Source organism: Veillonellales bacterium, assembly GCA_039680175.1.
GTDB lineage: Bacteria > Bacillota > Negativicutes > JAAYSF01 > JAAYSF01 > JBDKTO01.
The window spans coordinates 1-22,983 of the sequence record JBDKTO010000030.1 but is presented as its reverse complement, the minus strand read 5'-3'; the positions used below and the strand labels follow the sequence as shown (position 1 = coordinate 22,983).

Genomic DNA, 22,983 nt, shown 5'->3' with positions numbered 1-22,983 from the left:
CAAGTGCCAAGTGCTATGACCCAACCGCCCGGTCGTTTACTTACCAGTATATACAAATATCTATAATAGTATATACTTATAGACACATAAATGATATACGTGATATAATATATCCCTGATGGAAAGAGGTGAATGAACCATGCGGAACTTCGTAAACAGGATCAAAAAATTATGGACTCGCAGTATTTTGCAGGATACTTTTAACCGGGACATACTGACTCTGGTCGTGGTAAGTATCGTGATTGGTTCACTGTTGGCCACCACGGTATCCTTGGCCGCTAACGCTTATTTTTCCAAAGCCCTGGCCAGTCTGGTCGGCGACTATGGTGAATATGATATCATTATTCAGGCACGGGAAGAAGTAAAAGAGGATACAGCTCTGCAGATTCAAAAGGTAATTGATGATGCATTTCCCGGGGCAAAAATGAAAGAGGGACCGACGATTACCGGCAAGACATCTTTTTTTGTGGCTTTGCCGGAACAATATAAGACCAAGCAGACATATGAGGATTTAAGCAAGACTTTCGGCAGTATTCCCGGCGGGGCCGGAGTCGGTGTGCTCACCGAACCGCGCTTGACCATCCGGGGTGTGCCGGAAGGAGCTAAAAACATGCTGATGGACCGTATTTCTCAAATTGACGGGGTGCGCTTTGTTTTTCATGACGGTGCGTCGATTGGTGTTGTTTTGTCATCTTTGGATAAAGCGTCTCCGGTGGATTACCAAATTAAAGAAGTTCTTAAGCAGTATCAGGTGATTGAAATCAGCTTCCCCGTAGGCAGCGAGCCGTCCAATCCGATTCGTATGGGTGAGGCTATTGCCAGCGACATGCAGGATAAACTGAAGCTGGAATACGCCAAAAACGTATCCGTTGATGGGAAGAATGATGACATGACTTCCCTGGTCAGTACGATGATGGAGTTGAAGCGCTTTTTGACTGCTTATGCGACGCAGGTAGTGATTGTACCGTCCGCTAATGTCAAACTCACCAAAGGAGACAAGGTTGCCTTCCAGGGAACAGCTGCGGCAATGGTACCGCCTGGTGCTGCACCGGATAAGGGGAATGTTCTGGTACAGATAACCGGAGTGCGTGCCGACGGAACTGCGGAGGGAATTATTACTCAGGGCGAGGCTGCCGGCCTTGGCAGCAATCCGGGTTATAAGCTGATCAATAATGTGATAGGTGAACCGGCAGGTACTGCAACGTACAGTAATCCGCGTCAGCAATTGGGCGGCGCACTGACGGAGACATCCAAACTGGTAAGTCAGATTCCAGGCTTCGCGCAAGATACGCAAAATATGAGCAATATTGCCCTTGGGGCTTTGGATAACTACGGCAGAGGCGTAAATGCCCTGGATCAGACGCTGAGCGATGTGCAGACTGCCGGAAACACCATTCAGGCGGCCACCAGTGGTCTGGCCAATATCGATACCAGTTCCATGCAGGTTCAAATTGATAATTCTTCCCGGGCTGTCGGCGGGTTGATTAATACTTTGCAGGTCGTCAAATTAGTGAATGGCGATGTGGCAGACTCAATTAGCGGTCTGACAGCCACCCGGCATAGTCTTGAAAGTCTCAAGTCCGATTTAAGCGACTTGGATAATGTGTCGGCAAATGCCCGCCGCGCCCAAACGGCTATTGACGCCATTACTGTCAATGGCCATTCCACCATAGCTGCCCTTCGCGCTTTTGATGTCAACGGTGCACGGAATAATCTGAACGATGCCAATAACCGGCTGAATCAACTGCAGCAGCTGAATGTACCGCTGATTACCACCCAGCTCCAGTATATGGCGGCTGCGGCGCCGAACCTGAAGGACGAAGATATCAGCAACTCCATTAATTTGATGGACCAATTCATTGCCGGTCAGGTTATTCCCGGTCAGAGGATTCAGATTCTGACCACTAGTAATATCAGTACCGATGCGGTGGCGCCAATTGTTTATAATCAAGTGGGTCATAATCAGGTATCCCTGTATTCCACTGCTCTGGGGGTGATTGAACCCAATCCCCGCGGTGAACTGTATCAGGTGCTTAATGAAGTCCGGGCTATTTTAGCCGGGATGACGGCCATCATCGCCACTATATTATTTCTGGCGCTGGATCATACTGCAATCATGACCATTATTCGTCGCAAGCGCTTGGTCAACAGGAAGGCCGGGGCCAGGGGCTGGCGCGGAGTCATAGGACGGATTGCGGCGTTCTTTACCGCACCGGAACGCCAATACGGTATGATGATGGGGGCGGTGCTGCTGACAGCGATGTTTATTATCGCCCGCGGCGGTATTCCTTATCTGCCTTGGATTGGTGTGCCGGTTGTCGGCGGACTGCTGGGATTGATTGTAGCCGGCTATGCGGAAAAGATCAGTCCGTTGTCGGCCGAAGAAGTGATGGCCGGAGAATCCCTGGGATTGTCTTTTGACGAAATCATGCGTGAAATTGTCATCCCCGCTGCCAGACCCGGTCTGCTTCAGAAGCTGAATAGCCGTAAAGTGAAGTTTAAGTAGCGATGAGCGATGAGCGATGGGCTATGGGCCAACAGCCAAGTGCCAAGTGCCAACAGCCAATCGCCAACCGCCAAAAACCAAAGGAGGTGATTTACCATGCTTACGATTCAAAACTTATATAAGCAATTCGGCAGTCTGGTAGCGGTTAACGGCGTCAATCTGACTGTCGGACGGGGCGAAACGGTAGCTCTTATGGGGCCGTCAGGCTGCGGCAAATCCACTACCATCAGGACGATTAACCGTTTGGTGGAGCCGGATCAAGGTTCTATCCTGATTGGCGATACGGAGATTACAGCTTTGAATCCGGACGAACTGCGGGATATGCGAAAACGTATCGGCTTTGTTTTTCAACAGTTTAATCTCATCGGCCGGTTAACGGCGTTGGAAAACGTGATGCTGGGCCTGGTAATGAGCGGTATGCCCAGGGAATTGGCCCGTGAAAAAGGAGCGGCAGCTCTTCGCAAGGTGGGCTTGGAAAACCGCCATGACCATAAACCGGGCGAAATGTCCGGCGGTCAGCAGCAGCGGATAGGCATCGCCCGGGCTTTGGCTTTTGAGCCGGAACTGATGCTATGGGATGAACCGACAGCTTCGCTCGATCCGATTTTAGTACGGGAAGTGCTGGTCGTTATGGAAGAGCTGGCCAAGTATCGTGCCAGCGCCATGCTGGTTGTGACCCACGAAATCGCTTTTGCCCTTCACGTTGCCGACCGGATCATGCTGATGGACAAAGGCAGTATTGTAGAAGAAGGCCAGCCGTTTCAAGTGTTTGTTAATCCCCGGTCCTTTGTCGGCAAACAATACAAGGAACTGATTGAGTATCAAATGAATACCAGTGCCCTCTCCCTCGCCGGCAAACGAAGTGCATGAGCGAAGGCGATTGGCTATGAGCCAACAGCCATTCTAGCTGTCATCGCGAGGCGTTAGCCGTGGCGATCTCGACGCCGGATAGGCGATCGCAACCATGAGATTGCTTCGCTGCCGCTCGCAATGACAGAATGTAGTGCTACAGCCAACAGCCAAGTCCCAAGAGCCAAGTCCCAACAGCCAAGTGCCAGCAGCCAATCGCCAACAGCCAAAAACCAACCGCCAGTCGCAAAAAAAATCTCCCGCTAGCTCTTGCAGGAATGGCGGATATTCTGTAGAATATACAAAGGTTATCATCTAGGAGGATTTCCATGGATACTATTGAGCGCCAGACTACTTTGGCGAAAGCAGTTACCTATACCGGCATCGGACTTCATTCCGGCCGGGATGTTACTATTACTTTAAATCCGGCACCGACAGAAACCGGTATTGTATTTGCCCGCGTTGATTTGCCGGGAGCTCCCCGGGTGGAGGCGAAAGCTGCTAATGTTACAAACGCTATGCGGGCAACTACCCTGGAGAAGGGGGAGGCAAAGGTATTCACTGTAGAGCATCTGCTGGCTGCTTTCAGCGCCGTACAGGTGGATAACTGTATAGTGGAGATCAATTCCATTGAACCTCCCGTCGGTGACGGCAGCGCGCTGCCCTTTTTGCAGTTGATTCAGTCTGCAGGAATCATTGAGCAGGACAAGCCGCGGGCAGTAGTCCGGATCACTGCGGCGCAGGCGGTACGGCAGCAGGATAAGTTTATTGCGATTTTGCCTTATGAAGGTTTTCGGATTACCTTTACTTCGATTAATGCGCACCCCCTGCTGGGTGTACAGTTTGGCGATTACGAAATAACGCCGGGAAATTTTCGCCGGGAGATTGCGCCGGCCCGGACCATCGGCTTTATGCATGAAATTGAAGCGCTGCAGGCCCAGGGACTGGCTCTGGGGGGCAGTCTGGGCAATGCCATTGTTTATGACGATACCCAGGTGCTTACGCCCCTTCGTTTCTCCGATGAATTAGTACGGCATAAAATCCTGGATATTGTCGGGGATTTGGCTTTGGTTGGCCGCGTATACGGCCATGTGATTGCTGTAAAATCCGGCCATTCCTTAAATACAATGCTTGCAAAAAAAATAGCATTCAAGTTGTGCACAATTGCTGAGGGAGTTGAATAAATTATGTTGTCTTCGACAGAAATTCAAAAGATTATTCCCCATCGGTATCCAATGCTGCTGGTTGACCGCATCGTGGAACTTGAACCGATGAAACGGGCTGTTGGTATTAAAAATGTGACGATCAACGAGCAATTTTTTCAGGGCCATTTTCCTGGGAAACCGATTATGCCTGGCGTTCTTATACTGGAAGCCATGGCCCAGGTCGGCGGAGTTGCCATGCTCCAGCCGGAGGAAAACAGAGGCAAAGTGGCTGTTTTTGCCGGTATTGACCGGGTGAAATTCCGCAAGCCGGTAGTGCCCGGTGATCAGCTGCGCCTAGTGGCGGAACTGCTTAAAGTCCGTGGCAGCATGGGAAAATTGTGGGCTCAGGCTTATGTTGACGAGCAACTGGTGGCGGAAGGTGAATTTTTGTTTGCCTTAACCTGATAAGGATGAAAATACGAAAAAAATACTGCTCTTTGTGTGCTAGATTGCGTTAGTACGTAAATATGCGCAAATACCGCTAAATTGGGATGAATATAACTTACCACTATACGACTGGATAGTCGGATTTTATTTTTAGAGGTAGGGCGTTTCCGATGCTAACCAGTGGGCAAACGCAGCATACTCAGTTAAGAAGGAGTTGATTTTGTTGATAAAACCGGAAAAGGTAGTAATACCTCTGCATCAAGTACATGAAACGGCAGTTATTCATCCCGGTGCCCGCATTGGTAAGGATGTGGAAATCGGACCTTATGCGGTAATTGGCGAAAACGTATTAATCGACGATGGTACCAAAATCGGCGCTCATGTTGTTATAGATGGCTGGACCAGTATCGGCAAAAATTGTATTATCTTTCCCAGTGCTTCCCTTGGCGCCGAACCTCAGGATTTGAAATTTACCGGCGAGAAAAGTTATGTATTTATCGGAGATAATACCAGAATCAGGGAATTCGCTACTGTTCACCGGGCTACCGGTGAAGGGGAGGAAACTCGCATCGGCTCCAACTGTTTGCTGATGGCCTATACCCATGTGGCTCATAATTGTGTTGTCGGCAATTATGTAGTTATGTCTAATGCCGCGACATTAGCCGGGCACGTTGTTGTGGAAGACCGGGTTGTCATTGGCGGTTTATCCGGTGTGCATCAATTCGTAAAAATCGGTAAAAACGCCATGGTCGGCGGTGCTTCGAAAGTAGTACAAGATGTGCCGCCGTATGTTATCGTCGACGGTCATCCGGCAAAAGTATCCGGTCTCAATAATGTAGGCTTGTCACGGGCCGGAGTCAGTCTGGACGCTCGCCGTACGCTGAAAAAAGCCTATAAAATTCTTTATCGTTCCGGCTTGAGCCTGGATCAGGCCATTGCCGTAATGGAACAGGAACTGGAAGCTTGTAATGAAATAGAACATTTTCTTCGCTTCCTGCGGAATGCGGAGCGGGGAATTTGCCGCGGCCGGCGGGAAGTTTCTGAATAAGGGAGAGAACAAATGAAAACAATTGGTTTATTAGCCGGGCTTGGCCGGCTGCCGGTTGAATTTGCCCGTGCCGCTCATGGCATGGGCTTTGCCGTGATTGCCATTGGGCTTGTGCCGGACGTGGACAGGGAACTGGCGGCGGCGGCGCAGAAAATGTACAGCATTAGCGTAGGAGAATTAGATCGCATTATTACGACTTTAAAAAGTGAAAAAGCGGAGCAGGTTACCATGCTGGGCAAGGTCACGAAAGAATTGCTGTTTGCCGGTACCGTTCAACGGGATAGCCGCATGCAAAAACTTTTGACCGGGTTACCGGATAACAGTGACGATACCCTTATGCTGGCTTTTGTCCGGGAACTGGCAGCGGCGGGAATCGGTATCCTGGACCAGACAAAATTGATTCGGACATTGATGCCGTCTCCCGGCTTGTTGACCAGTCGTCGGCCTTCCGCCGCGGAGCAGGCGGACATGGATTTCGGTTTTTCCATGGCCCGGCAAATCGGCGGACTGGATATCGGCCAGACTGTCGTTGTCAAAGACAGGGCGGTTATGGCAGTAGAAGCCATTGAAGGTACGGACAGCTGTATTCGCCGGGGCGGCCAATTAGGCCGGGGAGGAGTTACAGTGGCCAAGGCGGCCAAACCCAACCAGGACATGCGGTTTGACGTACCCAGCGTCGGCCCCGATACCCTGCGGGCGATGATTGAGGCCGGAGCGAAGGCGCTGGTAATTGAAGCCGGCAAAACACTGCTGGTGGAGCGGGAAACAGTGCTAAAATTGGCAAATGACAACGGAATAGCAATTATGGCTATGTAAATAATAACCCTAGAGACGCGAAGTTTGGATGCGCAGCAGCGTATTCCCGCTAGTTCTTCGCGTCTTTGCGGTTTCAATATTGTTGTATTTTTGCAGTGATGGTAATGGAGGCCTGTTATGTACAAAGTAATGATTTCCGTCGGCGAAGCCTCCGGGGATTTGCACGGTGCCAGTGTTGCCGCCGCCCTGAAAAAAAACTGCCCGGATATTGAGCTGATCGGCATGGGCGGTCAGGCGATGCGGCAGGCCGGAGTGAAAATCGCTTATGATATTGCTGATTTAGGTGTGATCGGCCTGGTGGAAGTAGTTAGAAATCTACCCCGGCTGTTTCGTCTGCGGAATATGCTGGCAGCATTGATGGACCGGGAAAAACCGGATGTTTTAGTCGTTATCGACTATCCCGGATTTAATATGCGCCTGGCTAAAGTCGCTAAAGAAAAAGGGATACCGGTGGTTTCTTATATCAGTCCGTCGGTATGGGCCTGGGGCAGGGGCCGGGCTAAGGAAGTGGCAGCGACGGTGGAAAAAGTAGCGGCTATTTTTCCCTTTGAAGCCGATGCCTACCGTCAGGCGGGAGCGGATGTTGTTTTTGTCGGCAATCCCCTGGTGGATATTGCCAGACCGTCAATGACCAAAGCAGCGGCCTACCGTTTTTTTAAGGCTGATCCGGCGAAACCGGTTGTATTGCTAATGCCCGGCAGCCGCCGGCAGGAGCTTGTCAACTTGCTGCCGGTAATGCTGGCGGCAGCGGAAAAAATTGCGGAACAAAGGCAGGACTGTCAATTCTTTTTACCGATCGCTTCGACAATTTCCCGGGAAATGCTGCAGAATTTTGTAAAAGAATATCAGGTTCCCATTGTATTGACCAGCAGCAATAATTATGATTTGATGAACATAGCCGATATTGGAATCGCGGCTTCCGGCACCGTGACATTAGAGGCTGCGCTGTTAGATCTGCCTACGGTGATTATTTATAAAGTCGCGGCTCTTACATATTTTTTTGGCCGGTTTTTAGTTAAAATTCCTCATATCAGTTTACCGAATATTGTTGCCGGACGGAAAATATTGCCCGAATTGCTGCAGGGTGCTGCCAATCCCGGCAATATTGCCCAAGAAACCCTGGAGATTTTATGCCGGCAGGGAACACGGCAGCGTGTGCTGAGGGATTTGGCGGAAGTTAAAGCAAAACTAGGGGAAGCGGGTGCCGTTGACCGGGTGGCAAAAGTCATTCTGGACACAGCGGCCAAGTACGCTGGAGGACAAACATGACCGTATATCTGCGATTGATCAATTATATCCGGCCCTATATAACGCGGGTGGCAGCTGCCATTGTATGTATTATGCTGGCGGCCAGTGCCAACCTGTATGTGCCCTGGATTTTGAAAAGTGTCATTGATGAGGTCCTGACCGCCAAGGATATGCTGATGCTGAACAGCATTGCCATTGGCATTATTGTGGTGTATTTGCTGCGAGGCATCTTTTTTTACGGGCAGACATACTTAATGTCTTTTGTCGGCCAGAAGGTGGTCATTGATATCCGGGAGGCTATTTACCGGCATCTTCAGAAACTGTCCCTGTCCTATTATGAAAAACGCCAGACCGGAGCCATTATGAGCTATATTACCAACGACGTGGCAGCTCTTCAAGGCGCTTTGGTGGACAGCATGATCGAAATGGTGACCGAAGCCATGACACTGCTCGGCTCAATGGGGGCGATGGTTTACATTCACTGGAAACTGTCCCTGCTGACCTGTATTACTCTGCCCCTGGTAGCTCATACCATCAATATCTTCGGCAAAAAGCTGCGGAAAGCCAGCAGCCTCATGCAGAGTAAAGCGGCAGATATTACCTCCGTTTTGCAGGAAAGCATTTCCGCTGTGAGAGTCATTAAATCCTTTGTCCGGGAAGATTACGAAATCGAACGGTTCAACCAGGAAAATTACTTTAATTTCCGAGCCCAGATGAAAACAGCCCAACTGATGGCCACGCTGACACCGGTGATTGAATTTTTGGCAGCCATCGGCGTTACGGTAATCATTTGGTATGGCGGACGGGAAGTTATCAACGGCAATTTAACGGCGGGTTCTTTGATTGCCTTTTTGATTTATGCCGTAAATATATCCAACCCCATTAAACGGCTCAGCCGGGTATACGGCAACATTCAGCGGGCGCTGGCGGCGGCGGAACGGGTATTTTCCGTGCTGGATACCGAACCGGAGATTCAGGATATTGCCGGTGCGGTAAAATTGCCGTCGATTCAGGGACATGTTGTTTTTCATGACGTTGATTTTGAATATAAATCCGGCGAACCGGTACTCAGCCGAGTGAACCTGGAAGCAAAACCGGGTCAAATGGTGGCCATTGTGGGCCCCAGCGGTGCCGGTAAAACAACCATTGTAAATCTGATTCCCCGCTTTTATGATCCGACCGGCGGTAAGGTGAGCATTGACGGTTTTGACATCAAGCAGGTAACCGTGGATTCCCTGCGGGAACAGATCGGTATTGTCCCGCAGGAGACAATACTGTTTAACGGTTCGATTTATGAGAATATCCTTTATGGAAGACTGGATGCATCGCGGGAAGATATTATCGCTGCGGCTAAGGCAGCCAATGCGCATAGCTTTATTGAAGATTTACCGGAAGGGTACGACACCCAGATCGGCGAGCGGGGCTCGAAGCTGTCCGGCGGCCAGCGGCAGCGAATTGCCATCGCCCGGGCTATTTTGAAAAATCCCCGGGTTTTGATTCTGGATGAAGCAACTTCCGCTTTGGATACCGAGAGCGAGCAATTGGTGCAGGAAGCCCTGGATAAACTGATGATTGGCCGGACTTCCTTTGTCATTGCTCACCGTCTCTCGACGGTGCAGCGGGCCGATATGATTCTCGTTATGCAGCAGGGCCGGATTTCCGAACGTGGCACCCATGACGAATTATTGGCCTTAGGCGGGCTCTATCATAAATTGTATAAAGTACAATTTCGAAATCATTAAACCTCATATGCAGCAGAATAAAGCGAGGTACCAGCATGCATTTTCTTTATAATCTTTTGGCAATGATCATCGTGATAATGGCCATACCGGTATTCATCGTCCGGTTGGTCAGAGAAAACGGTTTTGGGGAGCGGCTGCGGCAGAGTTTCGGCTTTATACCGGAGCGGGTGCTTGCTCCGGTTGCCGGCCGGCAGTGCATTTGGCTGCACGCCGCCTCAGTCGGTGAAATTGTGGCGGCAAGTCCGATTGCCAAAGAGATCCGCCGGCAATTTCCCCGTGATCCGATTTTGGTTTCGGTCGTCACCGCCAGCGGGTATGCTATGGCGAAGTCAATTATTTCCGATGCCGACAGCGTGATTTTTTTCCCCGTCGATTTGCCGTGGCTCAGCCACAGAGTAGTTTCCCGGATTCGTCCTAAAGTATTTTTACCGGTGGAAACGGAACTATGGCCCAATTTTCTTAAAGCTGCCAGACATTTTCGGATCCCGGTCATGATGGTTAACGGCCGGATCAGCGATAAAAGCGTAAAACGGTACCACTATTTGCACAGTGTGCTTAACGATATGATGGATACGGTAGTGAAATTCTGCATGCAGTCGATGATTGACGCTCAGTACGTAATTCGTTTGGGGGCAGATCCCCACCGGGTAGTGGTGACCGGGAATACCAAATACGATCAAACTTATACCGCAGTCAGCCAGACTGAGAAGCAGGATTTGCGCCGGCAGCTGGGACTGGAAGCTGTCGGTCCCGTAGTAGTGGCCGGCAGCACCCACAAAGGGGAGGAAGAAATGCTGTTTACCGCATTTCAGCAGATCAGGACACAGTTTTCTCAGGCCAGGATGATTATTGCTCCCCGGGAAACCATGCGCAGCGATGAAATTATTGCGTTGGCGGAAAATTACGGTTTTCATGGCGCCAGACGGACCCGACTGCAAAGGAAGCCGGCTGCCGGGCATGATTTTGTTTTGCTGGATACAATTGGAGAACTAGGGAAAATTTACAGTATCGGCGATATTATTTATGTCGGCGGCAGTCTGGTGCCTCATGGCGGACACAACATTCTGGAGCCGGCGGCCCATGGCAAGCCTATCTTTGTCGGGCCTCATATGTTTAACTTCAAAGATACCTATGCTCTTTTTTCCGGAAGAGGGGCCTGTCTGACCGTATGCGATACTGATGAACTGGCAGAAAAAATGCTGCAGATTTTAAATAACGAAGACGAGCGGCAGGCTATGTCATCAAAAACTTTGGCAATTATAGAGGAAAATCGGGGGGCAGCCCGGAAAAGTGTTTATTATCTAAAAATCCTGCTGGAAGAAGAATCTATTAGATAAGGGCGGAACAAGCATGCGGCAACGGGAAGCATTGCAAGTTTATTTATATCAACTGGTTCATGGGGAACGCTCCGGAATCCTGGTGGATATCCTGCTGGGATTATTGCGCGTATTCTCATTGCTATATGGGCTGGGAGTCATTATCAAACTTGCCTTGTATAAATATGGAATATTGAAGCAGCATAAGCTGAATTGCCGGGTAATCAGTTTGGGGAATATTACCGTCGGCGGCACAGGCAAAACTCCCACCGCCCAGCGGCTGGCGGCGATGATTCGCGACATGGGCTATAAAGTCGTCATTTTAAACCGGGGATACCGGGCATCTTTTCGGGGAGAAGTCGGTCTTGTTTCCGATGGACGCAAGATTTACATGAGCGTTACCGAAGCCGGTGATGAAGCTTATTTACTGGCAAAAAGCCTGCGGGGAGTGTCGGTAGTCATCGGACGGGACCGGCGGATAACCGGACAGTACGCGGTGGAAAAGCTGAAGGCCGAGGTGGTCATCTTAGATGACGGTTATCAGCACTGGCAGCTGGCCCGGGATCTGGATATTGTTCTTATTGATACACTGAATGTATTTGGCAATAATTTTCTGCTCCCCCGGGGAACGCTACGGGAACCCCTATCCAATTTAACCAGAGCCGATGCCTTTCTTTTATCCCGGGTTGACCAGTCCAGCGATGACAGCCGGGGCAATCTTCGCACCCTTTTGGCCCGCTATAACGCTAAAGCGCCGGTAGTGGAGAGCACCCATACTCCCCAGTGCTTTCTTGAAATTGAGGAATGGTATAAAGGAATTCAGTTTACACCCATTGCCCTGGATACCATTCGCGGTAAAAAAGTGATGGCCGTATCGGCTATCGGCAACCCCTTTTCCTTTGAACAAACCATAGCCGATATTGGTGCGGCAGCTGTCGATTCCAACCGTTTTCCGGATCATCACGATTACACCATGGCGGAAATGCAGCAAGTCATGGAAAAAGCCGTGCAAAATGAGGATTGCGTCCTGATTATTACGGATAAAGACGCGGTAAAAATACCGGCGGAATTTATTCATTCCGACCGCCAGCTGCCCATGTATGTTCTCAGTATCAAACTGAATTTTGTTGACGGCTATGACGACCTCATGAGCCTGATTGAGAACGTGACGGGAGATAGCAGGCGATGAGCAATGAGCTATGAGCCAACAGCCAAAAGCCCACCGCCAAAAGCCAATCGCCCCCCGTCCCAAACATACTACGGAGGTCTTACCATGAATATACTTTGTGTGATACCGGCCCGCTATTCATCTACCCGGCTGCCGGGGAAGCCTTTGGCGGATATTGCCGGCAAACCGATGATTCAGCATGTCTATGAACGGGCTAAACAAGCGAAGCGGCCGACAAAAGTGATCGTGGCCACCGATCATCAACTGGTTTACGATGCAGTGAAAAAATTTGGCGGCGAAGTGATGCTGACTGCTGCGAATCATCCTACCGGCACCGATCGCCTGGCGGAAGTGGCGGCCGCCTATACCCAGGCGGATGTTATTATTAATGTACAGGGGGACGAGCCCCTTATTGAACCGTCGATTATTGACCAATTGGCCGCCGTCTTTGACGAGGATGAACAATTGCATATGGCGACATTGATGACACCGATGGAAGAAAGCGAATATAATTCGCCGGATGCGGTAAAAGTGGTTACTGACCTGAACGGTTACGCTTTATATTTTTCCCGTTCCTTCATACCTTATCCCCGGGTAAATCAGCCCAATGTTCCGGTCTATAAGCATATCGGCATTTATGCTTACCGCCGGGATTTCTTATTAACCTTCGCCCGGCTGGATGCCACGCCCCTGGAACAGACGGAATCCTTAGAACAGCTCCGAGCCCTGGAACATGGCTACCGGATCAAGGTTCTTAAAACCGGTTTCAAGTCCATCGGAGTGGACACAGCGGCGGATTTGGCGTTAGTCAATCAGATAGTAGCGAAGAGGGGGTAGGAGCGCACAGCTCATGGCTCATGGCAATGGGAACTTAGAACTTGGAACTTAGAAATTAAGTTCCGGATTGTCATTGCGAGCGATAGCAAAGCAATCTTGCTGCTGCAGGTGTAGACCTTTATGCCATGTACTATGAACCAAGTACCAAGTACTTCCGTGTGCCCAAAGCCATTATAGTTGTCATCGCGAGGCGTTAGCCGTGGCGATCTCAATGCCGGATAGACGATCGCAGACATGAGATTGCTTCGCTGCCGCTCGCAATGACAGATTTAGTCCCAAGTACCAAGTGCCAAGTACCAAGTACTAAGTTCCACCATCTTTTCCCCATGCGCCCAACAACAAGGAGGTATTTCTCATGCACAGCGTTACCATTGGTCCCGTTACCATCGGCGGCAAGCAGCCGATTGCTTTGATTGCCGGTCCCTGCGTTATCGAAGATCCGCAGCGCACCTTAAAGATTGGCCGGGCGATTCAGGAAATCACCGCTCGCCTGGGCGTTCCGTATATCTTTAAGGCATCTTTTGACAAAGCCAACCGTTCCTCTTATTCTTCCTTCCGCGGGCCGGGCCTGACGGAAGGATTGGCGATTCTGAAAAACATCAGACAGCAGCTTGGCGTGCCGGTAATCAGTGATATTCATTGTGTTACCCAGGTCAAACCTGCTGCTGCGGTGCTGGATATTTTACAGATTCCCGCATTTTTATGCCGTCAGACCGATTTACTGCATGAAGCTGCCCGTACCGGAAAAGCCGTGAATGTAAAAAAAGGCCAGTTTTTGGCTCCTCAGGAGATGAAAAATGTCGTCAACAAACTGCGGGAAGCCGGTAATGAGAATATACTGCTGACAGAACGGGGAGCGACTTTAGGCTATAACAATCTTGTTGTGGATATGCGGTCGCTGCCGATACTGCGCTCCTTTGGCTATCCGGTTGTTTTTGATGCCACTCACAGCGTCCAATTACCGGGCGGTGCCGGTACCTCTTCCGGCGGCCAGCGGGAATATATACCCTATCTAACCCGCGCCGCCGTTGCCGCCGGCGTGGATGCCTTATTTATGGAAATTCACGACAACCCGGAAGAAGCCTTGTGTGACGGTCCTAATATGCTTTACGTCGACCAGCTTGAAAATCTGCTAAAAGATGTACTGGCGATTGATGCAGTGACCAGAAAATATAAATAGAGCGAAAGTTTATGAAACGAAACAGGTTAATTGGTATTATTCACCGTACTGACTTATTGCGGCAAGGAGTGGTATAATGGATACTGAGATTCGTGCCAAAAGAATCAGGCTGCTTATTTTCGATGTTGACGGAGTACTGACCAACGGGCAAATCGTCATTGGCCGGGATGGGGAGATATTAAAGAAATTTTATGCTCAGGACGGACTGGGAATTACCGCCGCTCACCGGGCCGGTCTTAAGACGGCTATCATTACCGGCCGGCAAAGCGACATCGTCAGTATTCGCGGCGCCGAGTTAAAGATTACAGATGTTTACCAGGGAGCTATGAATAAAGTTACGGCTTTGGAGCAGCTCCTTGCCAAACATAAATTGACTTTGGAACAGGTTGGCTACGTAGGTGACGACCTGAATGATCTGGCCATTATGCTGCAGGTCGGACTGGCCTGCGCCGTAGCCGACGCCGTACCGGAAGTCAAGGCAAAGGCTCACTTTGTGGCCGTTCACGCCGGTGGTAAAGGTGCCGTCCGGGAAATCATTGAAATGATTTTAAAAGCCCAGAATCGCTGGGACGAAGTCCTTGCATCCTACAGCCGTCCGGGGATAATAGAAACCAGACAGTAGGAGTTTGGCTATGAGCTGTTAGCTGTTGGCGATGGGCCAACCGCTAATCGCTAACAGCCAACAACCAACCCCACAGACAGGAGGAACGTCGGCATGTCCACCAACTGGCAATATCATTTACTGAAAGCAATCAGCCGACTGGTTTGCTTATTGCCTTATACCATTGTGTTATTTATCGGCCGGCAGCTTGGACGGCTGTACTATCATCTTGCCGCCCGCCAAAGCCGGCGTGCTATGAATCAGATGCAGGAAAGTTTGTCGGTTTCGGCGAAAGAAGCGGAAAGGATTACCCGCCGGTTATTTAGAAAATTAGGTCAGACTTTCATGGAAGTCTTGTATACCCCGGTTCTTACGCCGGAGAAAATCAAACAACTGGTTACGCTCGAAAATGACCAGTATCTGGCCGATGCTGTGTCCCAGGGACACGGAGTGGTTCTTTTGACTGCCCATATCGGCAATTGGGAATGGCTGGGCGCAGCATTGGCCATGGCCGGGTTTCCTTTGACCACCTTAATAAAAAAGCAGCCTAACGACCAGCATACCCGTATTCTAAACGAGTACCGCCAGAAAGTGGGAATGGAAATTTTTTCCCGTGGCACCAGTGAACTGGTGGGTGCGGCAAGGGCCCTGAAAAAAGGGAAAATTCTTAGCTTTTTAGCCGATCAGGATGCCGGAGTCAGCGGAGTGTTTGTGTCTTTTCTCGGCAAGGCCGCCTCGACTCCCCTGGGACCTGCTGTTTTTGCGAAACGATTTCACTCTCCCATAGTTCCGGTCTTTATCGTTCGCCGCCCCGAAGGCGGTCACCGGGCTATTGTGGAACCGCCTTTAATCATGGAAGATACCGGTGATGAAACCGTTGATTTATATAATGCGACTGAGAAAATGACCCGGATTATTGAAGCTGTTATCCGTCAGTATCCCGATGAATGGCTGTGGTTTCAGAAACGCTGGAATACAGCACCCCGCACGCCTCTTTCCCATCGTCATAACCGGGGAACGCCAACACTGCAGGAGAGGATCGGTGAACAGGCTTGAAAAAAACTTCCTATCTGGCGATTGTCTGCGTGGTTCTTTTTTTAGCCGGAGGCATTTATTACTTTATTAAAGAGGAACCGTTAAATTCTCCTTCCGCCGGTCAGGAAGCAAAGGGTGATCCGGCATCAACAGCCACTTTTGTCAACAGTTTACTCATTGAAGAGGAAAATGGAAAACGAATTTGGGAATTGACGGCAGATTCCATTGAGATGGAGCCAAATACCAAACAGGCAACGCTGATGAACCTAGCGGGAATTTTTTATCAGGATAATGGCGGTACCATTCACATTACCGCACCTTGGGCAACCATGGACACAAAGACAAAGAATATTGTTCTGACCGGCAGCGTCCGGGCGGTTGCCAGCGACGGAACCGAACTTAATGCCAGGGAAGCGCGTTGGGATGGTCAAACCCGTTGCTTTTACGCTGACGGCGACGTTACGGTGACCAGGGATGATACCATCATCAGCGGCAATCAGCTGGAAAGCGATGTCGATCTGGAGAAAATCAAAGTGCAGGGTAACGCCCGGGTTCGCAAGGGAGGGGCATCTAATTGAAAAATAAGTTTATGATTGCAGTACTGGCTTTATTTCTGGCTGTCGGCACCACAAATCATCTGTCGGCGCAGAACAACGGCCCGGTAGAGATGGCGGCGGATTCGATTGAATACGATGCCGTAAGCGGAGTTATGACGGCTCAGGGAGCGGTTCAGCTGACACAGGCAAACGCCGCCATGACCGGGGCAAGCGCCCGTTACAATACAAAGACCAGAGAATCCTATATTTCCGGCGGTGTTAAAGTCGTTCAGGATGACGCGGTGCTCACGGCAGCCGAAGTCCGGGGGTATGACAATACCCATCTTATTGCCACCGGCGATGTTGTGCTGGTAAAAGGCGACAATCGCCTTACCGGTCCGCAAATCGACTATTATTCCGACAAACAATATGCAGTCGTCAACAACTCGGCTCGGTTGACCATGCCGGACGGAGTCATGACTGCCGCTAAATTGGAAGCCTTCCTTGATGAAGAGCGGGCAGTCGGCGAAGGCGATGTCCATATCGTCAGCGAAACCCGCCAGCTGGATGCCGTATCCGATCAGGCGGTTTACTACGGCGCCAAAAACGGACAGGCTAAAGCCGTATTAACCGGCAACGCCCGTGCGATTCAGCAGGGCAATGTCCTTACAGGCAATACCCTGACCATCTATATGGATGACAAAGTCATGGACGCCCAGGGGCGTACCAAACTGATTATTAATCAGCAGTAACGGGGCGGGACTGTTGGCTATGGGCTGCGAGCTATGGGCGATGGGCTATGAGCTATGAGCTATGAGCTATGAGCTATGGGCTATGAGCTATGGGCTATGAGCTATGGGCTATGGGCTATGGGCTATGAGCTATGAGCTATGGGCTATGGGCGATGGGCTATGAGCTATGAGCTATGAGCTATGGGCTATGGGCTATGAGCTATGGGCTATGAGCTATGAGCTATGGGCTATGGGCTATGAGCTTTGAGCTATGGGCTATGGGCTATGAGCTTTGAGCTATGGGCTATGAGCTTTGAGCTATGAGCTTTGAGCTATGAGCTATGAACTTTGAGCTATGAGCTATGAGCTATGAGCCCACAGCCCACAGCCAACAGCCAATCGCCAAAAATAAGGAGCATTTGCATGTATATAGCAACTTCTGACTTAGTCAAAAATTATAAAGGCCGCAACGTAGTCGACGGTGTCAGTCTGCGGGTGGATCAGGGACAGATTGTCGGTCTTCTCGGTCCCAACGGTGCCGGTAAAACGACGACCTTTTATATGATTGTCGGGCTGGAAAGACCGAATAGCGGCAATATCGTTGTCAATGGCGAAGATGTTACCCATATGCCTATGTACCAACGTTCCCGCTTTGGCATTGGTTATTTGCCCCAGGAAGCATCCGTCTTCCGCAAACTGACAGTAGAGGATAATCTGCTGGCCATATTGGAAACGACCCCTTTGTCGGCAGGCGAACGCCGGGATAAAACGGAGAGCCTGCTGGAAGAATTTCATGTTGTCCATGTCCGCAAGCGCAAAGGTTCCGAATTGTCCGGCGGGGAGCGGCGCCGGGTGGAAATCGCCCGTTCTCTGGCTACTGATCCCTATTTTATCCTGCTGGATGAACCCTTTGCCGGCGTCGATCCGATTGCCGTAGCCGACATTCAGGATATTATCGGCTATTTGCGGGAACGCGGCATCGGCATCCTAATTACCGACCATAATGTCCGCGAAACCTTAAAGATTGTTGATAAAGCTTATATCCTCAATGAAGGTCAAATTCTCATTGATGGCGACAGTGCAACCATCGCCGTCAGTGAAATCGCCAGGAAATTCTATTTGGGAGAAAATTTCAGTCTGTAGCGGCGCTGACAGAAGAAAGTTTTGTTCCTCTATACGTAATAAGAATCTTTTAGCTGTGAGCCATGAGACGAAAAGACGCGTCAGCGGCTTTTCTTGATAGTAAGGAGAATATATGCGCATCTTAGACAAATATATCATTAAGGAACTGATGGGACCCTTTGTTTTTGGCATATGTGCTTTTTCCAGCGTCTTTATCGGTACCAATACGTTGTTTCGCATCGCCCAGTATGTAACCCAATACGGTGCCTCAGTGACCTCGGTGATTAAGTTGTTTATTTATAGTCTGCCCAGCATTATTGTATTAACATTTCCCATGTCCATGTTATTGGCAGCATTGTTATCCTTTGGCCGGCTTTCCGGCGCCAGTGAAGTCACGGCCATGCGTTCCGGCGGGCTTAGCTTTTTCCGGCTGTCGGCTCCGGTATTTGTTGTGGCTTTTTTTGTCAGTTTGTTTGCCGTTACTTTTAATGAAATGGTAGTGCCCCAGTCCAATGAAGCCTATAACACGGTTGTTGATGAAATCAAAAAAAATACGGCGCCTAAATCCCAGGAACACATTGTCATTAAAGATGTGAAAGAGGGAGCACTGGAACGTTTGACATATGCCCGCAAATACGAAGACAATGTCATGTATGCCGTCAGTGTGGAAGAATTTGAAACCGGCAGCCTGGTACGGGTGGAAAACGCCGAGAATGCAGTCTGGCAGGATAACCGCTGGGTGATGTCCAACGGCATTATTTATGAACTCAGTCCTACCGGTCAGCTGGAGCATACTATGCGGTTCGACCGGCAAATACTGCCCGTGGACAAAAATCCCGAATCAATCTCCCGGGAACAAAAGCGGCCGGATGAAATGTCTATTAAAGAATTGAAGCAGCAAATAGCCATACTGCAGCGGGAATATGTAAAGACAAGCCGCTATGAAGTAGAATTGCATCAGCGGCTGTCCATCCCCATGGCCAGCTTTGTCTTTGCCCTTATCGGCACGCCCCTGGGCCTTCAGCCTCATCGGTCCAGTTCCTCCATCGGTCTGGGGATCAGCATTATCGTTATTTTTATTTACTATACCATTATGACCGTTGCCACCGCCTTGGGACAGGGGGGAGCCATTCCCGCCGTCCTAGCGGCCTGGTTTCCCAACATCATCGGCATTTTGGCCGGTATCTACCTGGTTCGCAAAGCATCGCAGTAGGGGCGATTGGCTTTTGGCTGTTAGCGATTGGCTTTTAGCTTTTGACCAACAGCCCATGGCACATAGCTAAAAGCCAAGAGCCAGTGCCCAGAGTGAAAAACTCTTCTATCTGTCATCGCGAGGCGTTAGCCGTGGCGATCTCAACGCTGTGAAAGGCAATCTGCAACAGAGAGTGTGCTGCGCTGTCGCTCGCAACGACAATCCCAGAGCAATCGCCAACAACCAACACGAAGGGAGGCCTTCCCATGTACGGTATTGTACTCATCGCGGTTTTAGCTGTGATGGGCGGAGTGATCGCTTATATCGGCGACAAATTAGGCACAAAAGTCGGCAAAAGGAAAATGACACTGTTTGGACTAAGGCCGAAGCATACCTCCATCATTGTTACCATCATCACCGGCATCCTGATCGCTTCGACGACCCTGGGAATACTGACATTGGCCTCCCGCGACGTGCGTACCGCCTTATTCGGCATGAAAGCGCTGAAAACCGAACTGGCGGTTCTTTCGGCGGAAGTAGCGGCTAAAAACAGCGAACTGGCAGACAGCCGGACTGCCCTGGAAGCTAAAACAGCCGAATATTCTACCCTTAATGCCAAAATAAAAAATACTACAGAACAATTAAGAAACATAACGGCGGAATTGTCCACAGTTGCTGCCGAACGGGATCGCACTACCGCTGCTCTTAAGCAAGTTGAGGCGGATTACGCCCAGGTTCAGGGAAATCTGGCAGAAGCCCGGCAGAAAATCCAAACATTGCAGGCTACCAAGGACGAATTGGATGTTCGTATTACCGCCCTCAACGAATCAAAAGCCAGCCTCCAGTCCGACGTCGACCGGCTAAACGAACTTACGACTAAACTCAACAAAGGTATCCAAGCCGTAAGAGAAGGCGCCATCGCTTTCCGGGCGGGAGAAGTGCTCTCTACCAGCGTCCTTTCCCAACAGGAAAAAGACAATCAGGCGGAGAAAGCTTTGACGAGTATTATATACCGGACCAATCAGAGTTTATTAGACAGGCTGGATGTCACCGATAAAGATCTGGAAATCCTCTGGATTTCAAAAAATGATTTTGATCAGGCGGTTGCCATCCTGGACTCGGCTTCCGAAGGAGTCGTCGTCCGTATATCCGCAGCCGGTAATATCGTCTACGGCGAACCGGTTATCGGACAGATTGAACTGTTCCCCAATCACCTTATCTATTCCCAGGGGATGGTCGTTGATTCCGCCGTCTTCGTTACCGGCAGTGATCAGGGGAAAGCCGAAGAAATTGTTTTGTCGTTTCTGCAAAAGGTAAATGCAGCGGCAGTCAAACAAGGCATCCTGCCCGATCCTCTCCAGGGAACTGTAGGCGAAATGGGCGGTGCCCAGTTATATGACACCATCAATCAGGTGAAACGCTGCAGCGGCAAAGTACAGCTTACCGCTGTCGCCAAAAATGACACCTACGCCGCCGGTCCCCTGAAGATTACGATCCAGGTTCGCAATATAGTGGAATAAGGCGGGGGGCATGGGCTTTTGGCTATGGGCCATGATCCATGACATGATCCATGATCCAAAAGCCAAAAGCCAAAAGCTAACAGCCAATCGCCAACAGCCCTCCCCGCTTAACATAAATTACCGGTCGGGAATCCCGCTGAAAATGCAGGATTCTTTTTTTTTATCGCGAATCTGACATATATCAAAATTATTATGTAAAATGCATAATTTTTTTGAAACAATATGACTGACTGGTCGTTCCAAAGTAACCAAGCCATTTGCAGCATGATGAGGCAGCTTGCACGAATCATAGCAGTTCCTTCTGTCATTATCAAGGAAGAAACGCCAGCGCCGAGATTGCTTCGTCGTACCTCCTCGCAATGACAAACATTTTCTTTTACGGCAGACAGGAGAAATTGCCAATAATTACACAGCAATGGCAAGCAGGAATCCAGGCAGGCGTATAGAATTATGTAAACAAGAACCTGCGAAAGCGGCAGGTGCATAAAAGCGAATTTCTGCTGGACGGGATAGAAGTTGAGGAAACGTGGATACTCATCGTTCGGTCCCCCTGGCGGATAGCAGCCGATATGCCGGTGGTAACACCCGCGCACAAAAAATTATTTAGGGGGATTTCAAGTGAAAAAGAAACTCTTAAAAGCGGCGATCACTACTGCACTGACAGTAGCCTTCGCAGTACCGGCCTTCGCCAATCCCTTTGCCGATGTACCGGCAAACAACTGGGCTTATGATGCTGTCAACAAATTGGCTCAAGCCGGTATCGTCGACGGTTACAGCGACGGCACCTTCCGCGGCGACAAAACCATGACCCGTTACGAAATGGCCCAAATCGTTGCCAAAGCCATGAACAAGAGCCTCAATGCCGATCAAAAAGCTACCGTTGACAAACTGTCCAAAGAATTTGCTACCGAGCTGAACACCATGGGTGTAAAAGTGGAAGGACTGCAAAATCAAGTAGACAACATGGTGAAATTCTCCGGCGACGCCCGTGTTCGCTACATCAACGGTGAAGATGGCGACATTGCCGACAAAACGGACTACCGCGTACGTCTCGGCGCTACAGCAAAAATCAACAACGACATGAGCCTGTACGCTCGCTTCAACTCCGGCAACACCAATCCTTCCGCATCCTCCAGCGTTGCAACCAGCCCTATCGTAGAAAACGCCTATGTGAACTTTAAAGCGTTGGGCTTCGATGGCAAAATCGGCCGTCAGGACTATGATCTTGGCCAGGGCATGCTGGCTGGTGCCGGCACTACCGCTGTCCTTAACGGCGTATCCGTTAAAGAAGGCAACTTCCTTGCTTTTGGCGGTAAAGAAATTGTCGATAGCAGCAACACCATGGAAAATTCTTACGGCGCACAATACAAACTGAATATAGTCGGCGCTCCGCTTACTTTTGCCTATCTGAACCAGGACAGCACGGAGTACGCTGCTGCCAGCACCTCCTTCACCCTGGTTCCCGGTGTGAAAATGGATGCTGAATACGCTAAAAACATTGATGCCAAAGCCGATGCTTACCAAGTGAAAGCAACTCTCGGCAATACCGGTTTAAGCGTAGCGTATAAAGACGTAAAAGCAGGCGCTCTGCCTTACGATTCCTCGGCAAACCTGAAAATCGGCGTAAACGACTTCTATGCAATCTCCGCCGGCGGTCAGGAAGCAAAAGGCATGGAATACGAATACAACAAAGCGCTGAACAAAAATACCAACCTCAATGTTCTATACCAGGATATCAAGGATCACGGCACTAACGTTCGCGCTACTGCCAGCGTTAAATTCTAATTCAGTATTTCGGCAAAAAAGGCGTCCCTCCGGGCAATGTCATTAAGTTAAGAAAACAAAACGACAAAGAAACAACGGAAAAGACAGAGAGATTGAGAAATAATGGCCTCCCTGTCTTTTCTGTCTATTTTTGAGCACCACAAACAGACAGATTGTCAT

Annotated in this window: 21 protein-coding genes; 20 read left to right on the top strand and 1 reads right to left on the bottom strand. The window is 50.0% G+C overall.

Translation table 11 applies throughout. From position 1 onward, the window contains the following. Positions 1 to 139 precede the first annotated feature (139 nt). Together ABFC84_04855 and ABFC84_04850 are read left to right on the top strand one after the other, a co-directional pair. The gene (locus ABFC84_04855) at positions 140 to 2,506 is read left to right on the top strand and encodes a hypothetical protein (protein MEN6412082.1); all 2,367 of its coding nucleotides are present in this window, start codon (positions 140 to 142) and stop codon (positions 2,504 to 2,506) included. A 96-nt stretch (positions 2,507 to 2,602) separates the two neighbouring features. Then, entirely contained in the window at positions 2,603 to 3,376 is a 774-nt protein-coding gene (locus ABFC84_04850) for an amino acid ABC transporter ATP-binding protein (protein MEN6412081.1), read from the top strand. A 33-nt stretch (positions 3,377 to 3,409) separates the two neighbouring features. On the opposite strand, the gene ABFC84_04845 is transcribed toward ABFC84_04850, so the two are convergent. Further along, positions 3,410 to 3,670 (bottom strand): hypothetical protein, encoded by a 261-nt coding sequence (locus ABFC84_04845; protein MEN6412080.1) that lies wholly within the window; start codon positions 3,668 to 3,670, stop codon positions 3,410 to 3,412. Positions 3,671 to 3,684: 14 nt separating this feature from the next. On the opposite strand from ABFC84_04845, the gene lpxC reads away from it, so the two are divergent. From lpxC to ABFC84_04755, 18 genes are all read left to right on the top strand, one after another. Continuing rightward, entirely contained in the window at positions 3,685 to 4,539 is an 855-nt protein-coding gene (gene lpxC, locus ABFC84_04840; GenBank protein MEN6412079.1) for a UDP-3-O-acyl-N-acetylglucosamine deacetylase, read from the top strand. Beyond that, on the top strand, positions 4,540 to 4,965 hold the full coding sequence (gene fabZ, locus ABFC84_04835) for a 3-hydroxyacyl-ACP dehydratase FabZ (protein ID MEN6412078.1): 426 nt from the start codon (positions 4,540 to 4,542) through the stop codon (positions 4,963 to 4,965). It begins immediately after the preceding gene. Between the two features lie 208 nt (positions 4,966 to 5,173). Beyond that, positions 5,174 to 5,995: an acyl-ACP--UDP-N-acetylglucosamine O-acyltransferase gene (gene lpxA / locus ABFC84_04830; GenBank protein MEN6412077.1), complete on the top strand. Its 822-nt coding sequence runs from the start codon at positions 5,174 to 5,176 to the stop codon at positions 5,993 to 5,995. A 12-nt stretch (positions 5,996 to 6,007) separates the two neighbouring features. Continuing rightward, positions 6,008 to 6,811: a UDP-2,3-diacylglucosamine diphosphatase LpxI gene (lpxI, locus tag ABFC84_04825; GenBank protein MEN6412076.1), complete on the top strand. Its 804-nt coding sequence runs from the start codon at positions 6,008 to 6,010 to the stop codon at positions 6,809 to 6,811. A gap of 117 nt (positions 6,812 to 6,928) precedes the next feature. Next, entirely contained in the window at positions 6,929 to 8,080 is a 1,152-nt protein-coding gene (lpxB, locus tag ABFC84_04820; protein ID MEN6412075.1) for a lipid-A-disaccharide synthase, read from the top strand. Continuing rightward, positions 8,077 to 9,801: a lipid A export permease/ATP-binding protein MsbA gene (msbA, locus tag ABFC84_04815; protein ID MEN6412074.1), complete on the top strand. Its 1,725-nt coding sequence runs from the start codon at positions 8,077 to 8,079 to the stop codon at positions 9,799 to 9,801. The genes lpxB and msbA overlap by 4 nt, the downstream gene beginning before the upstream one ends. Before the next feature lie 35 nt (positions 9,802 to 9,836). Then, positions 9,837 to 11,138, top strand: coding sequence for a 3-deoxy-D-manno-octulosonic acid transferase (locus ABFC84_04810; GenBank protein MEN6412073.1), 1,302 nt, complete (start codon positions 9,837 to 9,839; stop codon positions 11,136 to 11,138). 13 nt (positions 11,139 to 11,151) lie between these two features. Then, on the top strand, positions 11,152 to 12,306 hold the full coding sequence (gene lpxK / locus ABFC84_04805; protein MEN6412072.1) for a tetraacyldisaccharide 4'-kinase: 1,155 nt from the start codon (positions 11,152 to 11,154) through the stop codon (positions 12,304 to 12,306). Between the two features lie 84 nt (positions 12,307 to 12,390). After that, a complete protein-coding gene (gene kdsB / locus ABFC84_04800; protein MEN6412071.1) occupies positions 12,391 to 13,122 on the top strand; it encodes a 3-deoxy-manno-octulosonate cytidylyltransferase in 732 nt (243 codons plus the stop codon). A gap of 355 nt (positions 13,123 to 13,477) precedes the next feature. Then, complete coding sequence (gene kdsA, locus ABFC84_04795) at positions 13,478 to 14,302, top strand: 3-deoxy-8-phosphooctulonate synthase (GenBank protein MEN6412070.1); 825 nt, start codon at positions 13,478 to 13,480, stop codon at positions 14,300 to 14,302. A gap of 76 nt (positions 14,303 to 14,378) precedes the next feature. Then, the gene (locus tag ABFC84_04790) at positions 14,379 to 14,924 is read left to right on the top strand and encodes an HAD hydrolase family protein (protein ID MEN6412069.1); all 546 of its coding nucleotides are present in this window, start codon (positions 14,379 to 14,381) and stop codon (positions 14,922 to 14,924) included. A gap of 93 nt (positions 14,925 to 15,017) precedes the next feature. Then, a complete protein-coding gene (locus ABFC84_04785) occupies positions 15,018 to 15,959 on the top strand; it encodes a lysophospholipid acyltransferase family protein (GenBank protein ID MEN6412068.1) in 942 nt (313 codons plus the stop codon). Then, positions 15,956 to 16,516 (top strand): LPS export ABC transporter periplasmic protein LptC, encoded by a 561-nt coding sequence (gene lptC, locus ABFC84_04780; GenBank protein ID MEN6412067.1) that lies wholly within the window; start codon positions 15,956 to 15,958, stop codon positions 16,514 to 16,516. The genes ABFC84_04785 and lptC overlap by 4 nt, the downstream gene beginning before the upstream one ends. Further along, entirely contained in the window at positions 16,513 to 17,226 is a 714-nt protein-coding gene (locus tag ABFC84_04775; GenBank protein MEN6412066.1) for an LptA/OstA family protein, read from the top strand. The genes lptC and ABFC84_04775 overlap by 4 nt, the downstream gene beginning before the upstream one ends. 402 nt (positions 17,227 to 17,628) lie before the next feature. Beyond that, positions 17,629 to 18,348 carry an LPS export ABC transporter ATP-binding protein gene (gene lptB, locus ABFC84_04770; GenBank protein MEN6412065.1) on the top strand — a complete coding sequence of 240 codons (720 nt, stop codon included), beginning with the start codon at positions 17,629 to 17,631 and terminating at the stop codon, positions 18,346 to 18,348. Positions 18,349 to 18,460: 112 nt separating this feature from the next. Further along, the gene (locus ABFC84_04765; GenBank protein ID MEN6412064.1) at positions 18,461 to 19,540 is read left to right on the top strand and encodes an LptF/LptG family permease; all 1,080 of its coding nucleotides are present in this window, start codon (positions 18,461 to 18,463) and stop codon (positions 19,538 to 19,540) included. A 245-nt stretch (positions 19,541 to 19,785) separates the two neighbouring features. After that, on the top strand, positions 19,786 to 21,039 hold the full coding sequence (locus ABFC84_04760) for a DUF3084 domain-containing protein (protein ID MEN6412063.1): 1,254 nt from the start codon (positions 19,786 to 19,788) through the stop codon (positions 21,037 to 21,039). A 618-nt stretch (positions 21,040 to 21,657) separates the two neighbouring features. Then, the gene (locus ABFC84_04755) at positions 21,658 to 22,824 is read left to right on the top strand and encodes an S-layer homology domain-containing protein (protein MEN6412062.1); all 1,167 of its coding nucleotides are present in this window, start codon (positions 21,658 to 21,660) and stop codon (positions 22,822 to 22,824) included. Positions 22,825 to 22,983 lie beyond the last annotated feature (159 nt).

What these genes read in the sequence shown, in the direction of transcription:
- ABFC84_04855 (MEN6412082.1), top strand. Translation starts at nt 140, where the DNA reads ATGCGGAACTTCGTAAACAGGATCAAAAAATTATGGACTCGCAGTATT.
- ABFC84_04850 (MEN6412081.1), top strand. Translation starts at nt 2,603, where the DNA reads ATGCTTACGATTCAAAACTTATATAAGCAATTCGGCAGTCTGGTAGCG.
- ABFC84_04845 (MEN6412080.1), bottom strand. Translation starts at nt 3,670, where the DNA reads ATGATAACCTTTGTATATTCTACAGAATATCCGCCATTCCTGCAAGAG.
- lpxC (MEN6412079.1), top strand. Translation starts at nt 3,685, where the DNA reads ATGGATACTATTGAGCGCCAGACTACTTTGGCGAAAGCAGTTACCTAT.
- lpxI (MEN6412076.1), top strand. Translation starts at nt 6,008, where the DNA reads ATGAAAACAATTGGTTTATTAGCCGGGCTTGGCCGGCTGCCGGTTGAA.
- lpxB (MEN6412075.1), top strand. Translation starts at nt 6,929, where the DNA reads ATGTACAAAGTAATGATTTCCGTCGGCGAAGCCTCCGGGGATTTGCAC.
- msbA (MEN6412074.1), top strand. Translation starts at nt 8,077, where the DNA reads ATGACCGTATATCTGCGATTGATCAATTATATCCGGCCCTATATAACG.
- ABFC84_04810 (MEN6412073.1), top strand. Translation starts at nt 9,837, where the DNA reads ATGCATTTTCTTTATAATCTTTTGGCAATGATCATCGTGATAATGGCC.
- lpxK (MEN6412072.1), top strand. Translation starts at nt 11,152, where the DNA reads ATGCGGCAACGGGAAGCATTGCAAGTTTATTTATATCAACTGGTTCAT.
- kdsB (MEN6412071.1), top strand. Translation starts at nt 12,391, where the DNA reads ATGAATATACTTTGTGTGATACCGGCCCGCTATTCATCTACCCGGCTG.
- kdsA (MEN6412070.1), top strand. Translation starts at nt 13,478, where the DNA reads ATGCACAGCGTTACCATTGGTCCCGTTACCATCGGCGGCAAGCAGCCG.
- ABFC84_04790 (MEN6412069.1), top strand. Translation starts at nt 14,379, where the DNA reads ATGGATACTGAGATTCGTGCCAAAAGAATCAGGCTGCTTATTTTCGAT.
- ABFC84_04785 (MEN6412068.1), top strand. Translation starts at nt 15,018, where the DNA reads ATGTCCACCAACTGGCAATATCATTTACTGAAAGCAATCAGCCGACTG.
- lptB (MEN6412065.1), top strand. Translation starts at nt 17,629, where the DNA reads ATGTATATAGCAACTTCTGACTTAGTCAAAAATTATAAAGGCCGCAAC.
- ABFC84_04765 (MEN6412064.1), top strand. Translation starts at nt 18,461, where the DNA reads ATGCGCATCTTAGACAAATATATCATTAAGGAACTGATGGGACCCTTT.
- ABFC84_04760 (MEN6412063.1), top strand. Translation starts at nt 19,786, where the DNA reads ATGTACGGTATTGTACTCATCGCGGTTTTAGCTGTGATGGGCGGAGTG.